At 68.1% G+C, this 25116-nt stretch carries 24 protein-coding genes; 15 read left to right on the forward strand and 9 right to left on the reverse strand.

From position 1 onward, the window contains the following. The first annotated feature begins 87 nt into the window (after positions 1-87). From IPG50_28660 to IPG50_28710, 11 genes are all read left to right on the forward strand, one after another. Positions 88-2052, forward strand: coding sequence for a glycosyltransferase family 39 protein (locus tag IPG50_28660; protein MBK6696137.1), 1965 nt, complete (start codon positions 88-90; stop codon positions 2050-2052). A gap of 121 nt (positions 2053-2173) precedes the next feature. After that, positions 2174-2392 carry a hypothetical protein gene (locus IPG50_28665; protein ID MBK6696138.1) on the forward strand — a complete coding sequence of 73 codons (219 nt, stop codon included), beginning with the start codon at positions 2174-2176 and terminating at the stop codon, positions 2390-2392. Between the two features lie 74 nt (positions 2393-2466). Beyond that, positions 2467-2793: an S-adenosylmethionine decarboxylase gene (locus IPG50_28670; GenBank protein ID MBK6696139.1), complete on the forward strand. Its 327-nt coding sequence runs from the start codon at positions 2467-2469 to the stop codon at positions 2791-2793. Further along, on the forward strand, positions 2790-5213 hold the full coding sequence (locus IPG50_28675) for a DUF4178 domain-containing protein (protein MBK6696140.1): 2424 nt from the start codon (positions 2790-2792) through the stop codon (positions 5211-5213). The genes IPG50_28670 and IPG50_28675 overlap by 4 nt, the downstream gene beginning before the upstream one ends. After that, positions 5210-5383 (forward strand): hypothetical protein, encoded by a 174-nt coding sequence (locus IPG50_28680; GenBank protein MBK6696141.1) that lies wholly within the window; start codon positions 5210-5212, stop codon positions 5381-5383. Before IPG50_28675 ends, IPG50_28680 begins: the two co-directional genes overlap by 4 nt. A 6-nt stretch (positions 5384-5389) precedes the next feature. After that, a complete protein-coding gene (locus IPG50_28685; GenBank protein MBK6696142.1) occupies positions 5390-5605 on the forward strand; it encodes a DUF350 domain-containing protein in 216 nt (71 codons plus the stop codon). A gap of 39 nt (positions 5606-5644) precedes the next feature. Then, positions 5645-7243 (forward strand): polyamine aminopropyltransferase, encoded by a 1599-nt coding sequence (locus IPG50_28690; GenBank protein ID MBK6696143.1) that lies wholly within the window; start codon positions 5645-5647, stop codon positions 7241-7243. Positions 7244-7362: 119 nt separating this feature from the next. Continuing rightward, positions 7363-8868 carry an FAD-dependent oxidoreductase gene (locus IPG50_28695; GenBank protein ID MBK6696144.1) on the forward strand — a complete coding sequence of 502 codons (1506 nt, stop codon included), beginning with the start codon at positions 7363-7365 and terminating at the stop codon, positions 8866-8868. Further along, positions 8865-10028: a hypothetical protein gene (locus IPG50_28700; protein MBK6696145.1), complete on the forward strand. Its 1164-nt coding sequence runs from the start codon at positions 8865-8867 to the stop codon at positions 10026-10028. The genes IPG50_28695 and IPG50_28700 overlap by 4 nt, the downstream gene beginning before the upstream one ends. Positions 10029-10159: 131 nt before the next feature. Next, complete coding sequence (locus tag IPG50_28705; protein ID MBK6696146.1) at positions 10160-11107, forward strand: polysaccharide deacetylase family protein; 948 nt, start codon at positions 10160-10162, stop codon at positions 11105-11107. A gap of 87 nt (positions 11108-11194) precedes the next feature. Then, positions 11195-11755, forward strand: coding sequence for a hypothetical protein (locus IPG50_28710; GenBank protein ID MBK6696147.1), 561 nt, complete (start codon positions 11195-11197; stop codon positions 11753-11755). 114 nt (positions 11756-11869) lie between these two features. Here IPG50_28710 and IPG50_28715 read toward each other — a convergent pair whose 3' ends face one another. The 4 genes from IPG50_28715 to IPG50_28730 form a co-directional block, all read right to left on the reverse strand. After that, entirely contained in the window at positions 11870-12244 is a 375-nt protein-coding gene (locus tag IPG50_28715) for a response regulator (protein ID MBK6696148.1), read from the reverse strand. A 37-nt stretch (positions 12245-12281) separates the two neighbouring features. Beyond that, positions 12282-13844, reverse strand: coding sequence for a PAS domain S-box protein (locus tag IPG50_28720; protein ID MBK6696149.1), 1563 nt, complete (start codon positions 13842-13844; stop codon positions 12282-12284). Positions 13845-13981: 137 nt separating this feature from the next. Beyond that, entirely contained in the window at positions 13982-14614 is a 633-nt protein-coding gene (locus tag IPG50_28725; GenBank protein MBK6696150.1) for a hypothetical protein, read from the reverse strand. After that, positions 14611-15021 carry a hypothetical protein gene (locus IPG50_28730; GenBank protein ID MBK6696151.1) on the reverse strand — a complete coding sequence of 137 codons (411 nt, stop codon included), beginning with the start codon at positions 15019-15021 and terminating at the stop codon, positions 14611-14613. The genes IPG50_28725 and IPG50_28730 overlap by 4 nt, the downstream gene beginning before the upstream one ends. A 174-nt stretch (positions 15022-15195) precedes the next feature. Here IPG50_28730 and IPG50_28735 point away from each other — a divergent pair, with 174 nt between their 5' ends. Continuing rightward, positions 15196-15885: a DNA-binding response regulator gene (locus tag IPG50_28735; GenBank protein MBK6696152.1), complete on the forward strand. Its 690-nt coding sequence runs from the start codon at positions 15196-15198 to the stop codon at positions 15883-15885. A gap of 146 nt (positions 15886-16031) precedes the next feature. Here IPG50_28735 and IPG50_28740 read toward each other — a convergent pair whose 3' ends face one another. From IPG50_28740 to IPG50_28750, 3 genes are all read right to left on the reverse strand, one after another. Next, entirely contained in the window at positions 16032-17858 is a 1827-nt protein-coding gene (locus tag IPG50_28740) for a PAS domain S-box protein (GenBank protein MBK6696153.1), read from the reverse strand. 204 nt (positions 17859-18062) lie between these two features. Next, positions 18063-18830: a protein phosphatase 2C domain-containing protein gene (locus IPG50_28745; protein MBK6696154.1), complete on the reverse strand. Its 768-nt coding sequence runs from the start codon at positions 18828-18830 to the stop codon at positions 18063-18065. A 44-nt stretch (positions 18831-18874) separates the two neighbouring features. Then, positions 18875-19378 (reverse strand): hypothetical protein, encoded by a 504-nt coding sequence (locus IPG50_28750; GenBank protein ID MBK6696155.1) that lies wholly within the window; start codon positions 19376-19378, stop codon positions 18875-18877. A 65-nt stretch (positions 19379-19443) separates the two neighbouring features. Here IPG50_28750 and IPG50_28755 point away from each other — a divergent pair, with 65 nt between their 5' ends. Both IPG50_28755 and IPG50_28760 read left to right on the forward strand, forming a co-directional pair. Continuing rightward, a complete protein-coding gene (locus IPG50_28755; protein MBK6696156.1) occupies positions 19444-20118 on the forward strand; it encodes a site-2 protease family protein in 675 nt (224 codons plus the stop codon). Positions 20119-20193: 75 nt separating this feature from the next. Beyond that, positions 20194-20679, forward strand: coding sequence for a hypothetical protein (locus tag IPG50_28760; protein MBK6696157.1), 486 nt, complete (start codon positions 20194-20196; stop codon positions 20677-20679). A gap of 3 nt (positions 20680-20682) precedes the next feature. Here the strand turns inward: IPG50_28760 and IPG50_28765 are convergent, their stop codons facing one another. Next, positions 20683-22434, reverse strand: coding sequence for an IgGFc-binding protein (locus IPG50_28765; GenBank protein ID MBK6696158.1), 1752 nt, complete (start codon positions 22432-22434; stop codon positions 20683-20685). A 118-nt stretch (positions 22435-22552) separates the two neighbouring features. On the opposite strand from IPG50_28765, the gene IPG50_28770 reads away from it, so the two are divergent. Further along, complete coding sequence (locus IPG50_28770; GenBank protein ID MBK6696159.1) at positions 22553-23662, forward strand: S-(hydroxymethyl)glutathione dehydrogenase/class III alcohol dehydrogenase; 1110 nt, start codon at positions 22553-22555, stop codon at positions 23660-23662. A gap of 3 nt (positions 23663-23665) precedes the next feature. On the opposite strand, the gene IPG50_28775 is transcribed toward IPG50_28770, so the two are convergent. Next, complete coding sequence (locus IPG50_28775; protein ID MBK6696160.1) at positions 23666-25063, reverse strand: diguanylate cyclase; 1398 nt, start codon at positions 25061-25063, stop codon at positions 23666-23668. Positions 25064-25116 lie beyond the last annotated feature (53 nt).

A 25116-nucleotide genomic window follows, 5' to 3' on the forward strand; every position in this document is an offset into this window, starting at 1 on the left:
GCCATTTCGCGGCATCGCCGGGGCTCCGCATGGAGGAGACCGGCGCAAGCGCTTGTCAGCCGCCGCGAGCGTCGGTAAACCGCGGCCGTGCCCGCGAGCCCGCTCCCCAATCCTCCGTCCGGGAAGAGCTCCGGGAAGAGCACGCGCCGCGACGGTAGCCCCTGGTGGCAGCGTTTCGCGCTGCTCGCCTCCGTAGCCTCGGTCATCGGGGTCCACGCACCCCTCATCGCCTACAAGACCTTCGCCAACGTCGACGAAGCCTACGCGACGGCCCTCGCGGCGAGGCTCCTCGAAGGGCACAAGCTCTACCAGGGAGCCGTCAGCCAGCGCGGGCCGCTGATGTACTACCTCTTCGAGGCCTTCGCGTGGCTGCACGGCTGGGACAACATCGTGGCGCTGCGCCTTTGGGCCCTGGGCCTCGCGCTCCTGCACCTCGGGCTCGTCTACTTCCTCGGCACGAAGCTCTTCTCGAAGACGACCGGCGTCGTCGCGACGACCATCGCGAGTTATGCGCTCTCCTTCGGCTTCCCGCCTGAAGACGCGCTGGCGATCAACGGGGAGCCGCTCCAACTCCCCTTCTTCGTCCTCGCGGTCTACCTCGGGTGGTGCGCCGTCAAGGCGCAGCCCGGCTCACGTCAGCGGTTCACGCGCCTCGCCATCGCGGGGCTGCTCTTCGGCGTCGCCGTGAGCATCAAGCAGTCGGTGCTGCTCCATCCCGCCCCGGTGGGCCTGCTGCTCGCCCTCGATGCGCACCGACGGCGAGAGCCGCTCCGGCGCGTCGTCAAAGACCTCGCGGTGCTCGGCGCGATGACGCTCTTCGTGCCCGCGCTCTTCGCCTTGCACGCGCAGCTCACGGGCACGCTTCGCGACTTCTACTACTACACCGTCGTCTACAACCGCGACGTGCACCTCAAGCCCACGACGCGGCGCTTCGAGTGGCTGCCGCCGTTCTTCTTTCGACTCACGGGGCAGACGAGCTTCTTCATCGTCACGACGCTGCTGTTCGCGAGAACGCTTCCTTACGTGCGGCGGCGCCTCAGCGCGGCTCTCCGCGGAGGAGGCCGCCGCGCCTGGCTGTGGACGCTCTTCCGCGGCCACGGCGCCGAACACTACGTGGCCTGGCACCTCGCGCTCGCGGTCGTCGCGTCGTCGGCGATGTACCGGTTCTTCCCGCACTACTACGTGCAAGCCCTCCCCTTCCTCGCGGTGGCCATGGCGAAGGCCCTCCTCACGCCGTTCCGTCGGCGCCGGACCGCTTGGGGCGCGCGGACCATGGCGGTCGCCTTCGCGGCCTTCGTCGTCTTCGCGGCCACCTTCGGCACCATCTTCGGCGAGAAGGTCGACGGCCGCGTCTCCCACGACCGCACGTTCCAGGATGCTGCGAAATACATTGAGGCCACGACGAACCGTGACGATCGCCTCTTTGTCTGGGGCTTCTCGCCGTGGCTCTACCCCTATTCGCATCGCAGGCCCGCGGGCCGCTTCGTCTTCAGCACCTACGTGACGGGCTTCGTCCCTTGGTACTGGGAGAAGCTGAACGTGGAGAGCGCGCGCATCGTCCCCGGCAGCGTCGAGGCGCTCCTCGCCGACCTCGATCGCGAGAAGCCCGCCATCGTGGTCGACGCCGGCAGCGTCATGATGGCCCGCCCGATGCGCATGTTCGAGAAGCCGACGGCGTGGTTGTACCGGCACTATTGCTTCGAGGTTCGCTTCGGGGCCCTCGACCTCTACCGGCGCAAGGTCGACTCCGCCGACTGCGCCTACCCGCATTTTCCTCGTCCCGCCGGCGTCGTGGACTGGATGGGTCGGGGCATGGGCATTCCGTTGCCGATGACGCTCGACTTCGACGCCTCCGCTCGGCTCCCCATCGCGAATTTCTTAAAGCCCAATTGGTTCACGCGCGGACCGAAACCGCCCGGCCTCGCCGCGGTTCGCGACGCGAAACGGGACAAGGAAGAGGCGGAAGGCGCCGCCGAAGGGTTCTACGTCTTCGATCTCGAGCAGGAGACGGAGCCGGTCCCACCGGAAAAACGATACGAGCCGCGGCAATGATAACCCGAGCGGGCGGCGCCTCGCTCCGCTGCGCGCCAAATAGGCTGACCGGCGCCGCAGGAAACCCGGTATAAGAAGGCGAGTTATGGCGGGGAGTCGCCGAGAAAACGGGCCAGCCGTCATGACGGATGACCTCGTCCGAGCACTTTGGCTGGTGTTTCGCGCCGGCAAAGCGGTCAGTTGTCCATCCGACGACAACGCGATGGCGGTTGCCGTCGACGGCTCCATGGGCTGCTACCGCCTGGTCTGCGTCGCCTGCGGCACGGCGACGCCTTGGTTCGAGGCAAAAGGGGAGGGCATCCGCGTCCGCGCGCAGAGCAGCCCGCCGCCTATCGGGTAGTCATGAGCAGCGGGACGGGGAGCAAGGTCGAAGGGAACGTGATCGATCTCGGCACCGAATGGGTCGTCGAGGCGATGGAGTGCGATGGGCCTAGCCTGCGCGACCGCGCGCGCGTGGAGGCGTTCATCGACACGGTGATGGGCGCGCTCTCGCTCCGCGCGGCGGCGCCTCGGATGGTGCACGTGTTCCCGGGCCACGCGGGCGTCACAGCCCTCGAGCTCCTCACGGAATCGCATCTCGCGATCCACACGTTCCCCGAACACGGGGCCCTCACGCTCAACTTGTACTGCTGCAAGCGCCGACCTTCCTTCGATTGGGCCGTGGCCTTGCGCGAGGCCTTCGGTGCGAAGCGCGTCGTCGTGCGCGAGCTGCGGCGCGAGGTGGAGGGTCCGCGGCCATGAAGATCGAGCTCGTTCGGTCAGGGGCGTGCCCGAGCTGCGGCGCGCCGATCCAATTCGCGTCGAACTCAGCGGCGGCGCAGGTCTGCAAGAGCTGCAACTTCGTCGTCGCGCGCACGGACCGAGACCTTCGCGCCGTCGGCCGCGTCGCCGACCTCGTTCCCATCGCTTCGCCGCTGACGGTGGGCGCCATGGGCAAGCTCGGCAACGCCATGTTCCGGGTGGCCGGTCGCATGCAATACGACCGCGCCAACGCTCCGGGCGCCCCGTGGCAAGAGTTCTACCTCGAGCTCGACGGTGGCGCTCGGTGGGCGTGGCTCGCGCTCGCGCAGGGCAATTGGTACCTGATGTCGCTCTACGAGCACTCGCTCCACCTGCCGACGTACCAGCAGGCCCAACCGGGCGTCTCGATCACGCTCGGCGGCGGCGAGGTCTTCACCGTCGCCGAACGCTCCGCGCGGCGACCCATCTCGGGTGAGGGCGAGCTCCCCTTCCCCTTCGAGCCCGGCGTCGTCGAGTACTACGCAGACATGTCGGGCCCGCAAGGCGCCTTCGGGACCCTCGACTTCGGCACGGGGAACCCGCCCGAGCCGCCGCAGGTCTACTTCGGTCGGCAGATCGATCCGCGGACGATCTCGCTCGACGGCTCGGGCCCCGTCGGCGACGGCCCCAAGGCCGAGGTGACCTCGCTCAAGTGCCCCGGCTGCGGCGGCGATTTGCCGCTCGCCGAGCCCGATCGTTCGGAGCGCGTGGTCTGCCGCTATTGCGGCACGCAGTCGGACGTCAACGCCGGCGCCCTCATCGCGCTCAAGAAGCTGCCGATGCCGCCGGTGCAGCCGGCCATCGCGCTCGGCGCCAAGGGCACGCTCCGCGGCCAAGAGGTCACGGTGGTCGGCTTCATGGTTCGAGGCACGAGCGTCGTCGACGAAGACGGCGACGTGGAGCGCTTCTCGTGGCGCGAGTACCTGCTCTACTCCCACGGCGCCGCGGCGACAGCGGCGGGCCATCCGGCAGCGCCCGGCGCGGCCGCCGGCCCGGGCTTCCTCTTCCTCGTCGAAGAAGACGGCTCGTGGGAGCACATCGTGCCCATCGGCATGGGCGACCTCGGCAGGCCGAGCGCCGACGTGCGCACCTTCCAGAACCAAACGTTCCGCCACACGGAGACCGTCGAGGCCGACGTCGAGGCGGTGCTCGGCGAGTTCTATTGGAAGGTCGAGGTCGGCGAGCGCGTCCAAGCGTCAACGTTTGGCGGCCCGAGCCGAACGAAGATCAGCGAAGAGAGCACGGGGCAGGAGATCAGCTGCTCCTATTCGTCGCCGCTCCAATTGCCCGAGCTCCGCCACGCCTTCGGAACTCAGTTCCAGTCGGCAGCAGCGCCTGGCGGGCCGCGCCCCAACGTCGGGTGGAAACATCACCTCTTCTGGATCGGCATGTTGGTCCTCTGGCTCGCCGTCTCGGTCAGCGCCTGCGCGCGCTCGCACCAGGCGAAGGTGCTGACGACGCAGGTGCCGATCAAGTCGTCGTTGACGAAGAGCCTCGAGAAGACCCTCAAGGACTCGCTGGACCTCTCGAAGAAGAATGCGCGCCTCCTGGCCGACGGCGGCGTGAAGACCGCCGACCTGCGGATCGGAGCGGTGACCACCAAGCCGACGTCGTTCGAGACGGCGTCGGTCATCGAAGGCGTCAAGCCGCGCATCGCGCGATGTTTCCCGGGCGTCGTGACGGGCTCGTTCACGGTCAACGTGACCATGGGCCAAAAGGGCCTCGTCAAGACGGCCGAAGCCACGGCGGTCCAAGGCCTCGCGGCGGCGCCCGTGTCCTGCGCGCGCGTCTCCTTCCTGAGCACGCAGTGGAGCGGCGCGCCCGCCGGCGCGACGGTCACCATTCCCATTCAGTTCACGCCCGTCGCCGACGCGGTGACGCCGGCCACGAGCACCCCGCCTGCCGGCGCCGAACCCGACACCGCCGCCTTTAGCGATCCCTTCGATGTGCTGGCCGATGGCCGCAACATGAAGATCACGCTGAGCGCGCAGAACCTCTCGAACACCTGGGTTGGTCTCGAGGTCGCCTTGGTCCACGAGGCCACGGGCACGGTGTGGGAAGACGCCGTCGAGCTCGACTACTACTCGGGCGTCGAAGGCGGCGAGTCGTGGAGCGAAGGTAGCCGCAGCAAGACGCTCTGGTATTCGCGGATGCCGGCCGGCAAATATGTCCTCCGCGTGGACCCTGCGACCGACGCTGCGAAGCCCGCCCTCGGCCCCATCGGCGTGGAGGTGACGAGCGACGTGCCGCCCGCTGGCTACGTGATCATCGCGCTCTTCGGCATCAGCATCCTGTACATGCTGTCGACGTTTCTTCGAAAAGCCCGCCTCGCGGCCGATGCCGCCCGCGCGGCAAGCGCCGCCCAAGGGAGACCCGCATGATTTCAAAAATTCTCGGGGGCCTGTTCCTGGTCGGCTATTCGACCGTGATGTTCAGCGGGATCGACTTCTCGTCGCACCAGAAGAGCGAAGTGAGCCCAAGCATGCGACAGTCGCCTGGCGGCTATCGGACTTGGGCCTTTTGGCATGCCGGTTCCAGCGGAGGAAAGTGAAGAAAAATGGATAGCCTCGTCAAACACGTCGTTGCGTCACTGATCTTCACCGGCATCGGCATCGCCGTCTTCGGCGTCGCCTTCCTCATCATCCGTGCGATCACGCCCTTCTCGCTGCGCAAGGAGCTCGAAGAGGACCAGAACACGTCGGTCGGCATCGTGATCGGCTCGGTCATTCTGGGACTGTCGATCATCATCGCGGCTGCCATCCACGGCAGCTGACGTCTCCGGCGTCGGCAAGCGCTCCGGCCAGTTGTACCCATGGCTTCGCTCGCCCCAAGCCCGCCGGACCGAGAGCCGGACCGAGAACCCGACGTTAAGGCGGACGGCGAAGCGCCCGACGCGTCGCCGCCGCGGACCTGGCTGCTCTTCGCGACGGTCCTCGTCATCGCGACGGCGGGCATCGTCTACGAGCTCGTGGCGGGCGCCGTAGCGTCCTACGTCCTCGGCGATTCGGTCACCCAGTTCTCCCTCGTCATCGGCGTCTACCTGTCGGCCCTGGGCCTCGGCGCTTACGTGTCGAAGTTCATCACCAACGACCGGCTCGCGCACACGTTCGTGGAGGTCGAGCTCGCCACGGCCATCGTCGGCGGCGCGTCGGCTCCCCTGCTCTTCTTCGCTTTCGCGTACACGAAGGCGTTCGCCTTCGTTCTCTACGGAACCGTCACCGCCGTCGGAACCTTGGTCGGCCTCGAGCTGCCGCTGCTGATGCGGATCTTGCGCAAGCGCGTCGAGCTCAAAGAGCTCCTCGCGCGAGCCTTGACCTTCGACTACATCGGGGCGCTCGTCGGCTCGGTGCTCTTCTCGCTGGTGCTCGTGCCGCGGCTCGGTCTCGTGCGAACGTCGTTGGCGTTCGGAATGCTGAACGCCGCCGTCGGCGTCGCCTCGACGTGGTTCGTTGGCGGCTCCGAGGAGCGGCTGCGGGGCGCGCGGGTGCGCGGCTTCTTGGCCTTCGCCCTGCTCTTCGTGGGCTTCTTGCAGGCCGACAAGCTCACGGCCCTCGCGGAAGATCAGATCTACGCCGACGAGGTCATCTACGCGAAGCAGACGAGCTACCAGCGCATCGTCGTCACGCGCAACCAGAACTCTTTTCAGCTCTTTCTCAACGGCAACCTGCAGTTCGCGTCGGCCGACGAGTACCGCTACCACGAGGCCCTCGTTCACCCCGCCTTCACGGTGGCGGAGGAGAAGAGGCGCGTGCTCGTGCTCGGCGGCGGCGATGGCCTCGCGGTTCGCGAGATCTTGAAGCACCGCGAGGTCGAGTCGGTCACGCTGGTCGACATCGACCCGGCCATGACGGCCTTCGCGAAGAGCTTCTCTCTCTTGCGCGACCTCAACAAGGACTCCTTTGTCCACCCCAAGGTCCGCGTCATCAACACCGACGCCATGGTGTGGCTTGCCAGCGCCAGCGACATGTTCGACGTGGCGCTGGTCGACTTTCCCGACCCCAACAACTTCTCCCTCGGCAAGCTGTACACCACACGCTTCTACTCGCTGCTCAAGGCCCGGCTCGCGCCCGGTGCGGCCGTCGCCGTTCAATCGACCTCGCCGCTCTTCGCGCGAATCTCCTACTGGTGCATCGCGCACACCATGGAGGCGGCGGGCTTCGTCATTCGCCCGTACCACCTCGCCGTCCCGTCTTTCGGTGAGTGGGGCTTCGTTTTGGCCAAACTCGAGGGTTTCGCCACGCCCGACCAGCCACCGGCGGGCATGGAGCTGAAGTTCTTGAACGCCGAGGCCATGCGCTCGCTCTTTCTCGTGCCCGGCGACATGCGGGAGGAGCCGGGCGTCGAGGTCAACCGCCTCAACAACCAGATCCTCGTCCACTACTACGAGAAGGAGTGGCGCCGGTGGAACTGAAGGCGCCTGCCATCACACGGCGTCAGATCCTCGAAGCCTTTCTCACAGCTCCCGTCGCGGCCGCGGCGTGCCGGCGGCCACCGCCCCCGCCCATCGCCGGCGCGATGCTCGGCGCTTCGATGGACATCGGCCACAAGCTTCGCGCGGCGCTGCTCGTCGAGCCGAGCGAAGAGCGGCGCGTTGGCGTCGCCATCGTGGGCGGCGGTCCCAGCGGTCTCTCCACGGCGTGGCGCTTTGAGCGACTCGGCTTTCGCGACTACACGCTCTTCGATCTCGAACCGAGGGCCGGCGGCACGTCGACCTTCGGGACGTCAGGCGCGCTCTCGTACCCCTGGGGCGCTCACTACGTCCCGATGCCGTCGACGGAGAATCGCGCCCTCGTCTCGCTGCTTTCGGAGATGGGCGCGCTCGTCGGTAAGGACGAGAAGGACCAGCCCATCGGCGCCGAGGAGCAGCTCGTGCGGGCGCCCGAGGAGCGCATCTATCACCTCGGTCGCTGGTACGAGGGCCTCTACCTTCGCGCGGGAGCGTCCGAGGCGGACGCTCGCGAGCTCTCGGCCTTCGAGGCCGCCGTGGCGAAGCTCGTCGCCTTCCGCGATGCCAAAGGCCGAAAGGCGTTCACCATCCCCATCGCGCACTCGAGCGACGACGCGGAGATTCTCGCGCTCGATCGCATCACGATGGCGGATTGGATGCGGCAGCACGGCTTTCGCAGCCCGCGTCTCTTGTGGCTCGTCGACTACGCCTGCCGCGACGACTACGGCCTCCTGGCCGAGACCACGAGCGCGTGGGCCGGACTCTTCTACTTCGTCTCGCGGACCTTTGAAGAGGGCGACACGGCGGCCGAGCTCCTCGCATGGCCCCACGGCAACGGGCGCATCGTCGAGCACCTCGCGGGCGCCGTCGCACCGCGACTTCAGACCAACTCGCTCGTCGTCGACATCGATCCGAGAGACGATCACGTGGCGCTCCGCGTCCTCGACGTGAAGGAGAACCGCGTCCGCCGCTACGTCGCCGATCAGGTCGTCTTCGCGGCACCCAAGTTCACGGCACGGCACGTCATCAGGCCCTTCCGCGATGCGCCGCCGGCGCACGTCGCGTCGCTCGAGTACGGGGCCTGGATGGTCGCCAACCTCCACCTCCGCGATCGACCGCTCTCGCGCGGCTTCCCGCTCGCTTGGGACAACGTCCTCTACGACTCGCCGTCGCTCGGCTACGTCGTGGCAACCCACCAGGCTCTCGTCGACCACGGCCCCACGGTGTTCACGTATTACTACCCGCTGACCGAAGGCGGCGCCGCGGGCCGCAAGCGCCTCCTCGACCTCGATCATGCCGCGTGGTGCGACGTCGTCATGAGCGATCTCTCGCGAGCCCATGTGGGCCTCCGGGAGCGCGTCGAGGCCATCGACGTGTGGCGTTGGGGCCACGCGATGGCGCGACCCGGCGTCGGGTCGATGAGCGCGGCGGCGCGAGAGGCGCGGGCGCGTCCGCTTGGGCGAGTCTTCTTCGCGCACTCCGACGTCTCCGGCGTGGGTCTCTTCGAAGAAGCGCAGCACTGGGGCGTGCGGGCCGCCGAAGACGTGCTCGAGCGACGGGGGGCGACAGGCCTCCTGAGGCTCACGTGACGTCGGGCGTCGTCGACGCGGAGCGCCGCCGCATTCGCGTCGGGCCGTTCATGTGGGGCGCCGGCACCGACCTCGCGGTCTTCGGTGGCAGCGCCGCCGTCGCCCTCGGAGCCGTGCTCGCGTGGCGCGCCTTGGGACAGGACGCCGAGTTGCCCGAGTGGGGCTGGGTCGCGCTCGTCCTCGCCATCGACGTGGCCCACGTGTGGTCGACGATCTTTCGAACGTACCTGGACGGCGAGGAGCTGGCCCGGCGCCCCAGGCTCTACTTCTTTCTACCGATCGCGCTTTGGATCGCCGGCGCGCTCCTTCATGCGGCGTCACCGCTCGCCTTCTGGCGCACGCTCGCGTACCTCGCGGTCTTTCACTTCGTGCGGCAGCAGGCCGGTTGGGTCGCCATCTACCGCGCGCGGGCGGGCGAACGCTCGCGCATCGACCGCATCCTCGACGACGCGGCCATCTACCTCGGCACCGGCGTGCCGCTCCTCATCTGGCACGCGACCTTGCCGCGCCCGTTCTCGTGGTTTGTTCACGGCGACTTCGTCGGTACGCCCCGGCTCGCGGCGCTCATCACGCCGAGCGTCGCCCTCTTGCTCACGGCGCTTTCGTTGTTCGTCCTTCGCCAAGCACAGACCTTCGTCCGGGAGCGACGCATCAACCTCGGCAAGATCACCGTCGTGGGCACGACGGCGCTCCTCTGGTGGTGCGGGATCGTGGGGGCGCGCGGCGACTTCGAGTTCACGATCACCAACGTCGTGATCCACGGGGTCCCCTACTTTGCGCTCCTGTGGCACTACGCGCGCTTCCGCGCCGAGGAGCCGACGGGCGCGAAGACCTTGGGCGCTCGCGTCGTGGCTCACGGGCTCGTCGCGTTCTTCGGGGTCCTCTTGGCCTTGGCGTTCCTCGAGGAGATGGTTTGGGATCGGGCCGTCTGGCACGATCGGCCATGGCTCTTCGGCGGTAGCGAAGGCTTGCCCGGGAGCGGCGGCGGTAGCGCTCACGCGATGCCGAGCACCACCTCGTGGCTCATGACGCTCCTCGTTCCGCTGCTCGCGTTGCCTCAGGCGACGCACTACGCCCTCGACGCGTTCCTCTGGCGGCGCCGCGACACCGGACCCGCGCAGGCGCGAGCCTTGGGGTTTGGAGGACCCGCTCCCCGATAGCGCCCCGGCACTTTTTGACCCAGCCCCCGAGCACCAGGCCCCAACGCCTCGTCCTCCGCACCGTGCAACCCCGCGTTCGAGCCGGGTCCTTTGCCGTCTGACGATGGAACAGACTCTGCACCGAGAGGGCCATGCGCCGCCTTGCCGCTTCCCTTTTCTTGCTCGCGTCGGCCGGCGCCTGCGCCGGCGAGGGCAACGACGACGACCACGCCGACGAGGCCGCTGTCCGAGACAATGCCGCTGCTCAAGATCTCGTCATCGAGGGTCAACTTCGCGGCGCCACGCTCCCCCAAAAAGTCCTCCACCTTACCTTCGATGACGGCCCCGGACCTCGCACGGCGGAGCTCGCGGACTACCTCGCCGAAAGCCAGATCAAGGCGACCTTTTTCATCAACGGCACACGACTCGCGGCGCTCGGCGGCGCCGCACGGCACGTGGTGGCCCGCGGCCACTTGCTGGCAAATCACACCTACGGTCACTTGCTCCTGCCGCGGCAGTCGCCCGAGAGGATGGTGGATGAAATTCGTCGCGTCGACGACTTCATTGTCGACGCGCAGCCGGGACGCCCCGCCTACCTGCGCATGCCTTACGCCGGCTACAACGGCATCCTGGAACGGGCGCTCCAGCGTTCGCCCATGAACAAATACGTCGGTCCGATTCACTGGGACATCGGCACCTCGCTCACGGCGACGAGCGCCGCCGATTGGAACTGTTGGTCGACCAACGTCTCCATCGAGCGTTGCGGCGATCTCTACCTCGCGGAGATCCGCGCCAAAGGCCGCGGCATCGTCCTTTTCCACGACATTCACGGCAAGACCGTGGACATGGTCAAGCGCATCGTTCCGCAACTGCGCGAAGAGGGTTTCACGTTCACGGATCTCGAGTCGGTCCCACAGATAAAGGAGGCGGCGGCCACGGCTCGGAAGCCCCTCGGCGACAGCCAGTGCTTCTCCGGCACGCTCATGCGCGTCGTGGAGGAGGGCACCTGCGTGCGCTCCGACTTCGAGGGCAAGCCCTTCCGGTGCGCGTCCGGCGACTGGCGCTCCACGGCGCCCGACGCCTCGTGCCGATCACGGTAGCGCCTCGGATCCACGTCGAGTTCAGCGTGGGATCTTCTTGCCCTCGGGCTAACCGCTCCCACTATCCTACGATTCGTGGTTACCCCCGTGAGCACGCCGCCCGGCCCTCCCCCTCGCGTTGAGGGCGGCGTCTTGCTGCAGGCCGCGCTACTCGTGGCAGGCGGGCTCCTCGCGTGCTCCTGGGTGGTCGGCTTCTTCGTGTGCCACGCGGTCGTGGCGTCGTCGGGTCGCGCCGCTCGCCCGCTCGCCGAGCTCTTTGACGGCCCAACGCTCGTCACCGCAGCGCTCTTTGCGGCGTTCTACGCCATTTGTCTCCGCGCCTACGTTCGGCAGCGTGCGGGCGGCGCCGGTGGGGTCGTTCCGCGCGTGGTCCGCGCCGTCCCGTACCTCATCGCGGTCGGCTTGGCCGTGGGACTCTACACAGGCCAACGCGCCGCGAGCGCGTGGCAGGCCTCCGTCCTCTCGTCAGCCCAAGGCACGTGCGACGACCTCCTCGGAGCAGGGCGCATCGTGCCGGCGGCGCTCGACACCTGCATCGACACGGCCCTCCTCTGCGGTCGCGAGCCGCCGGGCCGCATTGCCCCGATGGGGCTCACGCGGGCCTCAGCGTGCGTCCTCGAGAAGCTGCAGGTCCCGGCAGCGCGGTAGATCAAGCTCGGCGCTCCTCTCCGTGGATTGGCGACACTCTTGCGCCCCGTGGACCGTTCCTCTGGCGGCGCAGGCGTTGGGTCTGGCGGCCGCGCGTAGCTTTGCGTCCACGCCTCAGACGCTTCCGACCGGCGGACCGGCGTCAAGCACCTCGCGGATCTTCCGACGCAGCGCATCGGGCGTGATCGGCTTCTGCAGGAACGCGATGCCCGACTCCAGAACGCCGTGGTGAACGATCGCGTTCTCCGTATAGCCCGACATGTAGAGGACCCGCATTTCAGGCCGCAGCGGCGCAAGCCGGTCAGCGACCTGGCGGCCGCTCATGCGAGGCATCACGACGTCGGTCAGGAGCAGATGAATGGTCGCCGGGAATTTTTCGGCCACGAGGAACGCTTCGCCGCCGTTGGCCGCCTCGAGCACGGCGTAGCCGGCCTTGCGCAAGATGGCGCGTGTGGCGCTCCTGACCTGTTCGTCGTCTTCGACGAGCAAGACCGTCTCCGATCCTCGAGGGTCAGCGGTGGCGGCGCTACCGACGAGTCTGGCTCGACATCGGGCGCGCGCGCGGCAGGTAGATCTTGAACGTGGTTCCCTTGCCGGGCTCGCTGTAGACCCAGATGTGCCCACCGCTCTGTTTGACGATTCCGTGGACCGTCGACAAGCCGAGCCCGGTGCCCTTGCCTCGGTCTTTGGTCGTGAAAAACGGCTCGAAGATTCGCTCGCGCGTCGCGGCGTCCATTCCTCGCCCCGTGTCGGATGCCGCCAGCATGACGTGAGGCCCTGGGCTAACGTCGACGTGCGTAGCCGCGTATTCGGCATCTAGCGTCACGTTCGAGGTCTCAATCGTCAGACGGCCGCCTTGCTCCATCGCGTCGCGGGCATTAACCACCAGGTTCACGATGACCTGCTCCATCTGCCCTAGGTCCGCGTACACGCTCCACAGCGCGTCCGCCGGAAACAGCGAGAGTTCGCAGGCGTCTCCGAGCACACGCCCCAACATGCGTTGCATGTCGAGCAGCATGTGATTGAGGTTCAGCACGCGCGGCCGCAGGACCTGTTTGCGACCGAAGGCCAAGAGCTGCCGCGTCAGCTCGGTCGCGCGCTGCGCCGCGGTTCGAATCTCGTCGATGTCGCCGGCCATCGGGTCTTCGGGGGCCAGCGTCTCGAAGACGATCTGCGAGTAGGCGAGGATGACCGACAGCAGGTTGTTGAAGTCGTGCGCCACGCCACCCGCCAGCACGCCAACGGCCTGCAGCTTCTGGCTCTGCCGGAGCTGCTCCTCCAGGTGGCCGAGGGATTGTTCCATCCGCTTGCGCTCCGTGATGTCGCGGATGACGGCAAGCGCAGCGGGACGCCCTTCGTGAGCGAACGAAGCAAGCGATATGTCCACCGGCACCTCGGTGCCGTCACTCCGAAGCGCAACCAGGTTTCGCCCCCGCCCATGGCCCGCGGGCGGCGCGGCGAAGTAGCCTTCCCGATGCCCAATGTGCGCCGCCCTCACGCGGGCCGGGAGCAACGCCTCGATCGTGAGCCCCATGAGCGCGCCCAGCTCGTAGCCGAAGAGCCGTTCCGCCGCGGGGTTCGCGAGCAGGACGCGCCCATCGGGCGCGGCGACGACGATGGCGTCGGGCGCCGCCGCGTAGAGCTCCTCCAACAGCGACGCGCGTTGACCCTCGTGCGCGGCGAGCCGCTCTTGGGCGCGGCGGAGAGCGGTCTCGGAGCACTTGCGCGCGGTAATGTCGACAACGAGACCGAGCGAACCTCCGGACATACCGCACGCGCCAAGATGGGGGCTCGCGTCGACGAGAAGCCAGACGTCCGAGCCATCGGCGTGCTTTAGGCGGAGCTCGAAGCACGCTGCGATGCCTCGACCTCGCCACGGTCCCGGTTCGTCGGCGGGCTCGCTCTGCTCGGCGACCGTGAACTCCGCCAGCAAGTGACCAACCATCGCCGCAGGTGTCACGCCCAACATCGCAGCCATCCCGGCGTTGACGAACAGCACGCGGTCGTCGGCGCCGACGACCACGACACCAACGTTGGCCGTGGCCGTGACACCTTCGACGATGCCCGTGGCAAGCTCCTCCCCCGTCACAATGCGCTCAGCGTATCCCCGTAGTGCACGCACCCTGGGCACGGATCGAACGCCCACGCAGCGATCACCCCAAAGCATCATGTGCGTCCACCCCACTTCGCGCCTGCACAAGTTCGCGCGTCCACACCTCGACGGTCTCAGCACACCTCCGCGAGGACCTCACCCTCGTGGCGCGAGAGCCGCTCGATCATCGACGCCGTCATTCGAGCGCCCGCGCGGAGCAGGAGGACGCCCTTTGGGCCGAGCAGATCGCGAGCCAACACCATGCCCTCTCGCAAGTGAGCGACGGCTACGCGGCTCGTGCCCCGCCACTTGAGGCCCACGAAGAAGACGACCTCGAAGGAGGTGCACTCGAGCGCGACGCGTTGCCCGACGACGCGCGCGGCTTCGATCTCCGCGAGTTCGTCGGCGGTGGTCGGGTACGGCAAGCCGCTCGTCAGGTTGAAGCCATCCAAGACGAAGCTCTCTTTGACGGCGCCCATGGCGATGTTGGTGAGCTCGGAGACGAATTCGGCCGCCAGCTCGGGGTCGTCGATGGGCTCTCCCAGCATTCGCTCGGCGATCCCGCGCGCGGCGTCCGGTCCCACCAACAGCGTGACCAACAGCTCGACCTCGCGCTGCACGTCGATGAGACGCACGGAGAAGGCGTGGCCGCAGGGGAAGAGGACGAGATCGCCCACACCAAGCGTCTCGCGGAGGCTCGTGCCCATGGCCGCCTGAAGCGTATCGGCAAGGCGGCGCCACGCCATCGTTCCTGTCGCGGCGCTCATCCTCCCTCCGCCTTCAAGGGCCTCGTCACAGGACTGCTCACGGGCGTCCCCGCGGCGGCGCGGGCCAGCCCCAAGCGCGCGGCCTGGGCCGCAGCGTCACGCGTGCGGCCGTCGCGCTCGCCGTATCGCTCGCGCCGCGTCCCTACGATTCGGCGCCAGAAGGCGAGCGCGACAACCGGCTGACTCCGCCGTTCGACGACCCGCGCCAGACGCTCGAGGAGCACGTCGAGCCACACGTGGCTGGGCCCCTCCTCGGCATCGGTTTGAACGAACTCCACGGCGGCGCGCAAGAAGAAGTCGGCTTCTTCAAGCGCGCCGCGCCGCTCGAGCTCCTCCGCCATGGCGCCAAACACCTGACAGATGCGCTCCCGAGCCTCGCTCGAGACGTATTGCGAACGAACGAACATGCGTTTCCCCTCTCCAACGACGGAACGGCACGACCCACGGCGCGCTCGATGGCCGGACCGCGGGCATTCGGGCGTCCGATCCACGCTGGCCACTTGCGAGCAGCCAGTTCGGCCATCCCAATGGCCCAGCCGCGCAAGGCGTGTCACCCGCTTGTCACTGGCGCCGCCTGACGAATGAGGCTCTACTTGACGGCGTTGTCAGGCGCGCCATTCCCTAGGCTCCTCGTCGTTGAAGACGATCCCATCGTGGCGGAGGACATTCGCGCGACCGCCGCCGGGGCTGGCTATGACGTGCGCGCCGTCGTGGCCGCGGTCGACGACGCAGAGCGCGCCCTCGATGAGCACTGCCCGGATGCCGTCATCGTCGACATCGGTCTCGAACGCGGCAGCGGCCTCTCGCTCGGCGCGAGCCTTAGCCGCCGCAACGTCCCCTTCCTTTACCTCACGGGCCGCAGCGACGCGAAGACCACGCGCGCCGCCGCCGACACGAACCCAGTGGGCTACGTGGTGAAGCCGTTTTCGCAGCAACAGCTCCTCGCCGCGATGATCGTGGGCTTCGAGGGCGGAGCCGCAGACCGCGCGCGACGCCTGGGTGCCGCCGTTCAGCGCATAGCCGCCGAGGTGGTCGAGCTCGGCCTGGCGTCGCCCTCGTCGCGGACGGAAGTGAGGCCCGTTCCCGGCCTCACCGACCTCTCACGACGCGAATGGGAGGTGCTCCGCGAGCTGCTCGCACACAATCGCGTCCCCGCCATCGCTCGCAAGCTCTTCATCAGCCAAGCAACCGTGCGCAATCACCTCAAGGCGATCTTCGCGAAGCTGGGGGTTCACTCGCAGCAAGAGCTCTTGCAGCGTCTCGTTTCGTAGCGCTGCCGCGCGGGAAGCGCACCGTTACGCGCGTTCCGCCTCCGGGTCTCTCCTCCCAACGCGCGTCTCCACCGAGCCGGAGCGCGAGCTGCTGCACGAGACGGGCGCCGAGCGACGCCGGCTCAGCCGGGCAGCCCACCCCGTCATCATCCACGACGAGGAGCGCGTCGTCGCCGGCCGTGTCGAGCACCACGGTCACGAAGCCGTCGCGCCCGCGGAGGCCGTGGCGGGAAGGCGTTGGTGATGAGCTCGCTGAGGAGCAGGCCCAAGTCGAGGTACCGCTCCGAAGGCAATCCCAGCGGCTCCGAGCTAACTCGAACCGCGAGCTGCGTTGCCGTACCGTGGACCTCGGCGACCAACTTCGCTAGCTGGCCAAGGTAGCTCAGCATATCGAGATCGCCATCGACCTCCGCCTCGCTCAGCTTTTCGTGAACGAGCGCCACAGCCTCGATTCGATGCAGCGCGGCTGCGAGAAGCGCCTGCGTTGCCGGATCGCGAAGTGAACCGAAATGCACGCGGAGCATGCTCGCGATGGTCTGGAGGTTGTTCTTCACGCGGTGGTGGAACTCGTCGAGGAGCTCCTTGCGGTAGGTGGCCTCGGCCTCGAGGCGCGCGTTCTCTCGTAGCGCAGCAGTCGCCCGCTCTTCGTCGGTGATGTCGCGCAGCACCGAGACGAAGACGGGCCCCCCGGGCGTCTCGAGCCTCGTGACGTGCGCGCGAGAGGTAAAGACGGTGCCGTCTTTCCGGCGACTCGCAAGCGTGCCCGACCAGGAGCCCTGGCGCGCGAGTCCCGCTAAGATCGCTTCGCGGAGCGCGGCGTTTCCCTCGTTGGTGAGCGCGTTCAACGATCCTACGGGGCGCCCCAAGAGCTCGCCGGCCGCGTAGCCGAACGTGCGTTCGAGCGCGGGATTGGCGAAGCGAATGGCGTACGTTTCGTCGATAAAGAGGACGCCTTCGCTGAGGGAGCTCAGCACGAGCGAGTGCGTCTGAAGTTCTTGACGAGCTGCGACGCGATGCGACACATCCTGGACGGTCCCACTGCGCTTTCCCCCTTCGGCGTGAGCGCAGCGAAGCCGCAACCAGCGCGTGACCCCGCCGGGGCGAGGCACGCGGACGAGTGCTTCGGTGGTCGCCCCAGTCGGGCATGGGCCGAGACACTCGCGCACGAGCGCCTGATCCTCCGGCTGGACACGCGCGAAGGCGTCATCCAAGTCCATTTCCGTCGCGGGGTCGAGTTCGAGCAGCCGACACAGTTCCGGTGACACGACGAGGGTCGAGTCAGCCCGCTCGGCCCAGCTTCCCAGCCGGGCGATGCGCTGCGCCTCATGAAGACTCTCCTCGCTCTGCCGAAGTTTCGTGAGCGCGCGAGCCTCGGCGGCACCGCTCGTGACGAAGCCGGCTACGGCGACGACCCGCCCGCCGCGGACGACCGGCGACATGTGCACGCGAACCGGCTCGATCTCCGGGGCCGCACTCATCGGTCCGCCCTCATCGAACGAAGAGGCCTCGCCGGCCGTCGCGCGTGCGAACGCCGCGCGCGCTGCGTCGGCGAAGGCTGGACGGGCTGCGATCCACGGCACCTCCCAGAGCTTGAGCCGATGGCTCGTCCGGCCTGACGCGGCCCAGCTCGCCGACTTCCCAGCGAGCCAGTGCCCGTCGAGTGCGTAGACCGCTACATGTTCGGGCCACGCCTCCAGGAGCGGGCCAACGTCGCTCATGGGGGGGGGCGGCGCGATAACGACGGAGGCGCCCATGCCATCGGACACGCGCTCCCAGCGAACCTCCTCAGCCGCCACGGTCGACGCGAGGATGGCGTCGATCTCGTCGGGAAACCGAAGACCCACCGCGGTCTGCGCAGGAAACGCGCGCGCCCAGGCACAATTTTCGCGAATGGTCATGCCGGTGGCGTCGACGAGCAACGCCAACAGCGACTCACTGGCGAGAAGAGCTTCGAAGACCTCGCCAACGGACATCCGTTCATCCGCGTTCGAGCACATCGATCCGACGGCCATTTTGCACGATTCCCTGCCCTCGTCGAGGCAGGCTAGTGTGCGGATCGCGGGCTCGTCGCGGCCACTCGAAAAGCCCCCGTACTGGCTAGTGAGTCGGCCCAGTGCGGCCATTCCGAAACGGCAGCCAATCGGCCCGGCGGACTCCGCAAGCCAGCGGCCCGGGCCTCAGCGCACGCGCCTCACGAGAACGGCCGTCGTGTCGTCGCGCATTCGACCGTTGAGCTCGCCAAGGACAGCGAGGCGCCGCTGCAGCCGTCCGGCCTGCGCCGTCAACATCGCGTCGGCTTCGAACTGATCGATGCCGCCCTGGCGGTCACCGTTCTTCAGCGGCAAGTCGGGCGTGCGTTCGAGGTCGACGAGACCGTCGGTGCCGATGAGAAGCGTATCCACCTGCTCGACGTTGGCCTGCACGTAGAGCTCGGGGATGGCGCCGCGCGAAGGCCCCTCCATGATGAGGTACCCCACGTAGGGCGGCGCGTTGTCGGGCCCCGGATCGATGATCTGCACGTCACCGTTGAGCGAGACGACGCCGTCGCCGACGCCGAACACAGACACGCGCGTGCCATCGATGGCGAGGCCAAGGAAGCCGAAGAGCAGCGTCTCGGCGATGAACTCTTCGCGCTCCCTGTCATCGGGGCACGCCCCGCGAGCGACGTTGTCGAGGTACGTGACGAGCGCGCGCGTCGTGCCGTAGGCGAGCTCCATCCCGGCCTTCCCGGCCTGCATGCGTCGGGCGATCTCGCCCGCGAGGAACTGCGCGCCGAGCCGCGCGCCGACCTCCGAGTAGCGAGACGACGAGCAGCCGTCGGTCACGACCGCTGCGAGCCGCTGTTCCTCGATGCGTACGGCGAAGCCGTCCTGGTTGTTGCGCCCCTTCTGAACGTGCTCACGCCCGATGACGGAGCCAGCGACGACGCCAAAAACAACACCCATGGGCGCGGACAAGCGTAAGCGCTGTCCGCCTGTGGCGTCACGTTTCAGTCGTCCTTGGCTCCCTGCGCGATCCACCGGCGCACCACGAGGCGCACCTCAGCCGGAAGCAGCTCGTTGTCGCGGGGCATGGCTTGTCCGCAGCTCTTTCCCTCGCAGGAGGCGTCGAGGAGGCAGTGATCGCCGTCCAGTTTGCGCATGAGGTAGCCCTTGGTCGGCTCGCCGGGCACCACGAGCGGCATCGAGGTGAGCTCCGAGGACGCTTCAAGGAGCCCCTTTCGGATCCGCGTCGCGTCGGGCACCTCGTCTTTGCCGCCCAGGTAGAGGCCCGCCGAGTTTCGCGCGAGCGCGTTGCCATGGCAGCTCGAAAACCCGCAACTCTGCGCGAACAGCGGCACCACCGCCGCCCGAAACGTCGTGGGCGGCGCGAGCAAGTCGGTCCCTGCGGGCAGCACGAACGCCTCGCACTTGACCGGGGCCGGCGGCGACTCCGACGTGCATGCGGCCGCCACGACCAAGGCCAGCGCCGGCGAAATCGTCCGAAGCGTCATGCGCCTGAAGCATGGTCGGTCCGGGCGGCTAGGACAAGGCCTGCGCGCTGGGGCATACTCGTTGGGTGCTCTCCTTCCGCCTTGCGCGCGTCCCGGTGCGGATTCACTTCTTCTTCTTCCTCACGGCGGCGATGCTCGCCGGAGGCAGACCCGGGCCCCTGCTCATCTCTTGGTTGGTCGTCGTCTTCGTGTCCGTCATGGTCCACGAGTTCGGCCACGCGCTGATGGGTCGTGCCTTCGGGCTCGTCCCGGAGATTGACCTGCACGGCATGGGCGGCACGACCTCCTGGACCGCAGGCCGGCCGCTCGGTCCCGGCCCGCACATCTTGATCAGCCTCGCGGGTCCCTTCGCGGGTTTGGCGCTCGGTGCCGTCGTGTGGGCGGCGTCAGGCTCCGTCGCGACGACGGCGCTGTCGAAGGCCATCGTCTCTCAGCTCATCTGGGTCAACGTCGCGTGGGGCGCCGTCAACCTCATCCCCATGCTCCCGCTCGACGGCGGCAACGTGATGGCCCGCACCCTCGATGCGCTCACCGGCGGGCGGGGCCGCAAGCCGGCGCACGTCGTGTCGGCGCTCATCGCCGTGGCCATCATCGGCTACGTCCTCGCAACGGGAGGCCTCACCGCGCTCTTGGCCGGAAACGTCGGCGCCGCCTGGCCCGCCATCCTCGCGACGCTCTTCCTGGTGCAGAACGTCCGAGCGCTGATGCCGCCCCCGGAGGATCGCGACGCGGAGTCCTAGAGCGATGGCTAGCTAGAGATCGGGACGCTCGACTGGTAGCCCTCGCGGCCAAGGACCTCTGGTATTCTCCGCGCCATGCCCGACCCGACCGAAGGCGTCCTGCGCGCCGTCCCCGAAGGCAGCCTTTCCCTCTCGAAAGCGGAGGCCGACGGGATCCTCGAGATCGCGTTCCTCGCCATCGCTGCCGACCGCAAGCTCCACGACGAGGAGCTCGTCGCCTTTCGCGCCGTGGCCGGTCGGCTGCGGCAGCTCTCGGGGAGCGCGGCCGCCCCCACGGTGAGCGACCGTGACTTCGAGCTCATCCTCGAGCGCTTCGGGCCCGACCTCGATCGCGAGGTGGCCGAAGAGCACCTTCGCGCACGCGGCGCCGAGCTCACGCGGCCGGAGGCGCGGAAGCTCGCGTACAAGGTGGCCTACGCGCTGGCGCTCTGCGATCTCGAGACCAGCGACGAAGAGTTCGAGTTCGATCTGCAGCTCATCGACGCCTTGGCCCTCACGACCGAAGAGGCCGACGCGCTCGAGGACGAGGTCTTGGACGCCTTCCAAGACATCCCGGAGTAGCGCTCACTTCACGACGGGAACGACGACCTCGTTGATCGGGGCGATGCTCGCGCCCGCGGGGTACGCGTAGCTGACCGTCTTGTCCCAACCCCACACGGTGAGACCGAAGGGCTGGTCGCTCTTGATGCTGTGTCGGCCGTTGTTGCATGCGCCGACGCCGTTGCCGGAGACGACCATGTCGAAGCGCGTGAATTGGAGGTCGCCGGTGTTGCCCACGGGCTGCCAGCCGACGAGCTTGCCGCCGCAATCGAGCTCCACGTCGGCGAAGCCCTTTGGGCCCTTGAGCCGCGTGATCACGAGGTTGGTGAAGCTCATCGTCGGATCGGTCATGAAGACGTACGAGCGCAGGTATTGTTCGGTCGCGACGGCCGAGACGAACTCCGGATCGCCCACGCCGAAATCGAGGCCGCTCGACTGCTGGCCCGTCATGTGGCCGGCCAAGTAGAAGGGGTGTGCGCCGTCTTGGCTCTTCACGACGAAGGCTGCGTTCGCGCGGAAGATGACGGACTGCCCGCTCTGGATCGTCGTTGGTGCGCCGACCGGCGGACTCGGCTCGTAGCTGAGCTGCGTTCCATCGACGACGCCGACGATGCGCCAGGGCGGCGCCTCTTCACGGCCTTGGAGCCGATCGCGATAGCGGGCGCCGATGTAGCGCGTGCCGAGCGCGCGCGCGGGGACCAACTGTTGGTGCGCCGAGTCGCACGCGTTGTCGGTCACCTCGATGTACATGCACGAGCTGCCGCCCCAAACGCCGACGGGCTTGTTGGCCTTGACGATCGACCCCGTCAGATCTTCGTTCTGCTTGAGCTGGAGGACCTGGCCTTTGGCCAGCGAGTAGGTCTGCGGCGTGTTGGCTGGCGACGGCGCGACGCCGGTGTCGCCGACGATGGCGGCGCTCGGGCGAACGGTCACCTCCGTGCCGTCTTCGGCCGCCGCGATCTGCAAGAAGGGCTGCGACAGCGAGCTCACCGGAACGGCGGGGCCTCGGGGAAATCCCGTCACGCCGACGTAGTTGTCGCCCCAAGCCGAGACCGGCACGAGCAAGGTCGCGCTCGAGATGTAGCTGGCCGCGCCTCCGTACGGGAACATGTCGTAGGCGACGACGGGCGCCGTCGTGCGGATCGAAAAGGCCTTCAGAATGGCGGTCTTGCTCGACGACGCGAGGCCGTTCGAGACAGCCGCCGTGACGCCAGCGGGGCAACGCGTCGCGGACGGAACACCGGGCGCCGCAAAGTCGGCGAGGAACAAGATCGCGACTTGCCCCGGAGGCAGTTGACCCGAGGGCAACGGATCGTAGCGAAGCGCCGGGCCTGAGCCGACGGGCACGCGCGCGAACGTGGAGACGTCGAGGTCTTTGCCGTCGTACGCGACGGCGAGGTTGAGCGGCGCCGTCCACGTGTTGGCCACGAAGGCCGCGAAACACGAGCCGTCGGCGCTGCCGTCGGTGCCCGGGTCAACGGCGTAGTACTCGCAGCCGAGCGTGCTCTTGTTGAGGCGGGCGCTCTCGCACGCGGGGATGCAGGAGCCGCCCGGCGTGCAGCCTTCACCCTCGGGGCAGCGTTTGATGACTTGGTCGTTGCAGTCGAGGACCTCGTGCAGGTCCGACGAGCAGCGCGTCCCTTGGCAGCCGGTGGGATTGAAGATGGGCGCGTCAACGCCGGCGTCGACGGGCGCAGCCTCATCCGACGAGCAAGCAACAAAGAGCGCCGAGGCGCCAAGGACGAGCGCAGAGAGCGCTCCACCAAGCCAGTTCATGTCTGCCCATTATGGCAAACATTCGGGGCGCGGGAGTGGCTATCACGGCGACCGCTTCGCCTACATCCGCCTTCGCCGGGCTTCCCTGGCCGCGGCCGTCGCGGGTACGTTGGCGCTCATGAAAACACGCGCTGCCGTTGCCTACGGTCCAGGCCAGCCGCTCAAGATCGAAGACGTTGAGCTCGAGGGCCCGAAGGCCGGTGAAGTCCTCGTGGAAATCAAGGCCACCGGGGTGTGTCACACCGACGAGTTCACCCGCTCCGGGCAAGACCCCGAGGGGCTCTTCCCGGTCATCTTCGGTCACGAGGGCGCCGGCGTCGTGGTGGACGTCGGCGCCGGCGTCACGTCCGTCGCGAAGGGCGATCACGTCATTCCGCTCTACACACCCGAGTGCCGCGGTTGCAAGTCGTGCCTCAGCCGCAAGACCAACTTGTGCACCGCCATCCGGGCCACGCAAGGCAAGGGCGTCATGCCCGACGGCACGAGCCGCTTCTCCATCGGCAAGGAGAAGATCCATCACTACATGGGCTGCTCGACCTTCGCGAACCACATCGTGTTGCCGGAGATCGCGCTCGCCAAGGTGCGGCCCGACGCGCCCTTCGAGAAGATTTGCTACATCGGGTGCGGCGTCACGACGGGCATCGGCGCGGTGATCTACACGGCGAAGGTCGAGCCCGGCGCGAGCGTCGTCGTCTTTGGGCTGGGCGGCATCGGCCTCAACGTCATTCAGGGCGCGCGCATGGCAGGCGCCGATGTCATCGTCGGCGTCGACATCAACCCGAAGCGCGAGGCGCTCGCGCGAAAGTTCGGCCTCACGCACTTCGTCGACCCGCGCGCCATCAAGGGTGATCTCGTGGCTCACCTCGTCGAGCTCACCAAAGGTGGCGCCGACTACAGCTTCGAGTGCGTGGGCAACGTCGACCTCATGCGGCAGGCGCTCGAGTGTTGCCACCGTGGTTGGGGCGAGTCGATCATCATCGGCGTCGCCGGCGCGGGGCAAGAGATCAAGACCCGGCCGTTCCAGCTCGTCACCGGTCGCGTCTGGAAGGGCTCCGCCTTTGGCGGCGCGCGCGGCCGGACCGACGTGCCACGGATCGTCGACTGGTACATGGACAAGAAGATCGACATCGACAGCCTCGTGACCCACACGCTGCCCCTCGAGCGCATCAACGAGGCCTTCGATCTGATGCACTCGGGCGAGTCGATTCGGACCGTCGTGACCTTCTGAGCGTCAGACCGACTCGACGCGGTTCCGCCCCTTCGACTTCGCCTGGTACATCGCGCGGTCGGCCCGGACCAAGAGCCCGTCGAGATCTTCGTTCGGGCCGAGGCTCGCGACGCCGATGGACGACGTGACGTTGAACGTGCGGTCGGGTAGCGCGATGGCGCGGTCGGCGATTTGGCGCCGGAGACGCTCGGCCATCACGCGGGCGCCCGACGCCGCCGTGTGCGAAAGAGCCACCACGAACTCCTCGCCGCCCCACCGCGCCACCAGATCGCTCTTTCTCACCGTCTGCGCCAGCGCCCCTGCCGTGGTGGAGAGCACGAGATCCCCGACCGCATGACCGTAGACGTCGTTGACCTGTTTGAAGTGATCGAGGTCGAGCAAGAGCAGCGAGAGCGGCGACGAGTGACGATGCGCCAGCGACACGTCGCGAGCCACCACCTCCACGAAGGCTCGACGGTTTAGGAGGCCCGTGAGGCTGTCGGTCGCGGCAAGCCGCTGGGCGTCGGTGACGAGCGTCGCCATGCGGAGCGGCCCGCCCAATTCGCGGGCGACGAGCCCAACCACGCGCTCATCGTCGGGCCCGAAGCGGTGGCCTGCCGGCGCGACCCACATGCGCCCGAGGCGCTCCTCGCCGAAATCGATGGCGTGGAGGACAGCGCCCTGCCCTGGCGCGTCGGTGCTCGCAAGTCCTTCTGGCAGAAACACGAGACCGTCCAGGGCGCCGAGCGCCCCTTGCGCCTCTTCGCAGAGCGCCTTCGCGAGCTCGGACCGACCAACGACGATGGTCACGGCGGCACCGGCGCGCGACGCCGGGCGCGCCTCGAGGGCGATGCACCGCAAGTCGACGAGCTGGGCCAGGAGCCGCGCGACGCCCGACGCCAGCGCTTCGTAGCTGCCGGCGCTCGCGAGCGAGCGGACCTCACCGGCGAGGACCGAATCGTAGAGCGCTCCGTCGAGGAGGTGCGCGAGGCGGTTCTGCATGCTCCCCGGTGCGGCGGGCCGACGCCGCGACGACGGTGGCGGGCGAACGCGCCCGGCCTGACTCCGCACCAGACTGTCGACGACGTGGAGCAGCTCGCCGACGCCCTGCTTGGTCACGAAGGCCGCGGCGCCGGAGCGATCGGCCCAAAAGCGCGAGCGCTTGTCGTCGGAGGCCGTCAAGAGGACCACCGGCACGTGGGCCGTCTCCGGCTCGGCGCGGAGCATGCGGCAAAGCTGCAGGCCGCTCATGCCCGGCATCCACAGATCCGTGATGACCACGTCGGGCGGGTCGGCCAGGGTGAGATCGGCGCCGGCGTAAGCGTCGCTCACGGAGCGAACCTCGTGCCCCGCCGCCTCGAGGCGCGGGCGCAAGAGGCTGAGCACGCTAGGGCTGTCGTCGACCAAAACGATGCGCGCCACGTGATCCCCCGAGCGAACAGCCTAAGCCGCCCGGGCCGTGAACGCACCTTAGT

Source organism: Myxococcales bacterium, assembly GCA_016703425.1.
In the GTDB taxonomy this organism is placed as follows: domain Bacteria; phylum Myxococcota_A; class Polyangia; order Polyangiales; family Polyangiaceae; genus JADJCA01.